Source organism: Bradyrhizobium sp. 190 (assembly GCF_023073415.1).
Lineage (GTDB): Bacteria > Pseudomonadota > Alphaproteobacteria > Rhizobiales > Xanthobacteraceae > Bradyrhizobium.
In genome coordinates this window covers 1-1,570 of the sequence record NZ_JADPJL010000074.1, presented here as the reverse complement: position 1 = coordinate 1,570, position 1,570 = coordinate 1, and the positions used below count along the sequence as shown (strand labels likewise).

Below are 1,570 nucleotides of genomic sequence, written 5' to 3'. Positions count from 1 at the left end.
GCCCAGGTTGGTGTGGTCACCCGTTGGACTCCCGTCAAGAACCTGACGTTCTCGGCTGAAGTCGGCGCGTTCTTCCTCGACCAGAAGTTCACTGGTGCGGCCATCTTGACTCCGGCGGCTCCGAAGCCGACCGCCGTCTACGAGTTCAGGGATCAGAGCACTGTGTTCCTGAACGTTCGCGCTCAGCGTAACTTCTGATCCCGAAAGACTTGAAACACTAAGGAGAACCCCCGGCAGGCAACTGCCGGGGGTTTTTCTTTGCTTCCCGTAGGCATTAATCTTCCGTGGCAAAACAGCTACAACTGCGCGCCAAATGAAATGCTTCACGCTGTTGTCATTCTCCCTTTCAACTTCACGGTATTTAGTCAGCTGTGCGGTTACTTCGAATCTCGACACAGGAAACTGTTATGATTAAAGCGCGAACACTTATTCTTGGCTCGGCGGCAGGTTTGATCGCCTTGAGCGGGGCACAGGCGGCCGACCTTCCGGTCAAGGCCAAGGCAGTCGAGTATGTCAGGATCTGCTCGCTTTACGGCGCCGGCTTCTTCTATATCCCAGGCACCGACACCTGCATCAAGCTCGGCGGTTATCTGCGCGCGGACGTCACCTTCAACGGCGGCGCCCACGGCGCACCGGCCTGGAACAGTGACCTCGGCCAGCAAAATCGCTTTCGCGACTATTTCGTTGGCCGCTCGCGCATGGCGCTGACGGTAGATACCCGCACCGCGACCGAGTATGGCGTGGTTCGCACCTTCGGGCAGGGTGACTTCCAGTTCAACAATTTCGGCAGCTCCAATCCGACCACGCTCTCGGCATTCCCGGGCGGATTGGCGAACGCGCTGTCCACCGCCGGCGGCGGCTACGTCGCGGTTGAATTTCTCTTCATCCAGTTCGCCGGCTTCACCTTCGGTAAGTCCGCATCAGCCTATGCCACGCCGTGGCAGGGTTTCCCGGGGAACATTAACTCGTCCCTGCTCGGCGGTCAGAATACCGACACCGGCGTCAACAACATCCAGTACACCGCCGAGTTCGGCAACGGCGTATCGGGCTCGATCGGTCTCGACGACCCGACCGTATGGGATCGCACCGCGGTCTACAATCTGAGTATCCCCAGCGCGATCGGCGCCAACGGAACCGGATCGAATGCCTATGCCGGCACGCACGCGCCCGACATCGTCGGCAGAATCCGGGTCGATCAGGCCTGGGGTCTGTTCCAGGTGTCGGCTGCGGCGCATGAGATCAGCGGGTCCTACAACACGCTGGGCGCTGGCGGTGCCCCGACCAACTTGTCCGAAATCAGCGGTCACCCCGAAACCAAGTGGGGCGGCGCGGTGATGGCTGCGTTGCAGATCAAGAACATTCCGACGGGCGCGGGCGACGACATCAAGATCGATGCGTCCTACGCCAAGGGCGCCACCAAGTATGTCATCGCCACCAGCGGCACTTCGCCGAGCTTTGCGATGTTCGGCGATAGCGGCTTCGGCTACCAGAGCGTCGGCTTCGGCGCGACCACCGACGGCGTCTATATGCCCGGCCCAGCCGGTACCGGCGGTATCGCCTTGACGTCGGC

1 protein-coding gene and 1 pseudogene are annotated in these 1,570 nt (G+C 61.0%); both read left to right on the top strand.

Translation table 11 applies throughout. The annotated features are described in order from the left end of the window. Nucleotides 1–198: pseudogene (locus IVB22_RS37545) on the top strand (porin); the annotation flags it as partial. A 209-nt stretch (nt 199–407) separates the two neighbouring features. Continuing rightward, nucleotides 408–1,570 (top strand): porin (locus IVB22_RS37540; protein ID WP_247522179.1); only part of this gene is annotated, 1,163 nt, incomplete at its 3' end.